The 825-nt window shown below is 59.6% G+C and carries 1 protein-coding gene; it reads left to right on the top strand.

Going from position 1 to position 825, the window contains the following annotated elements:
* On the top strand, positions 1-825 hold an 825-nt coding region (locus SOQ14_RS14400), incomplete at both ends, for a site-specific integrase (protein ID WP_322898797.1).

The raw sequence follows: 825 nt of genomic DNA, 5'->3' as shown, positions 1-825 counted from the left end.
AGCCCAGACCTTCCAGCTCGATCGCCACAACACGCGCTCGATCAACACGGTGAGGCGCGACCTGTCCTATATGTCGACCGCCTATGACATCCTTGCCGAAAATGAGTGGGCACCCAAGCTTGCCAACACCAAGGCGCTGGATTTTGCGCGGGTCAGGTTCGGCAAGCACAAGAAGGTCTCGGCCAAGACCGCGCGCCCTGTGTGGACCGTCAAGCACATGGAATGCCTGTTCACCGCACCAATCTGGACGGGCGGCGGCGGGCACTTGAAGCGCCTTGATGAAAATGCAGGCAGCGAGGTCTATCACGATGCGGCCTACTGGTTGCCGCTGCTGCTTTATTATACACACGCCACCGTCAACGAGGTCGGCGGGCTGCGCACCGACGAAGTGCACATTGACGATGTGACCCCCAGCATCGTGATCAAGGACAATGATGTGCGCGCCGAAGATGGCGTTGATGGCGGCGAGAAGAACGAGAACCGTGGGCGCATGGTCCCGCTTCACCCCGAGATCATGCGGCTTGGCTTTGCCGATTACGTGAGAGCGATCAGGGACGAGGGGCGCCGGGAGCTATTTCCCGAACTCTACCTCAATGACGCGCGGGTCGGTGGTCATAAGTTCCGCAACATCGCCTGGCGCCATATGTCCGACTGGATTGCCCTGCACATGACGATCCCCGAAAACCTCATTTCGGGCAAGAAGGCAGATATGCATTCGATCCGCTCGCTCGGCTCAAGCTTCTACGCACAGGCCGATGTGCCCGATTTGATGCGCGCCGACATTATGGGCCATGCCCGCAAGGGCACCACCGCCCTGCATTATTC

The sequence above is a fragment of the Erythrobacter epiphyticus genome, from assembly GCF_034653295.1.
Classification (GTDB): Bacteria; Pseudomonadota; Alphaproteobacteria; order Sphingomonadales; family Sphingomonadaceae; genus Erythrobacter.
Note: the sequence above shows the minus strand (reverse complement) of the source record. Positions and strands in the feature narration are given on the sequence as shown.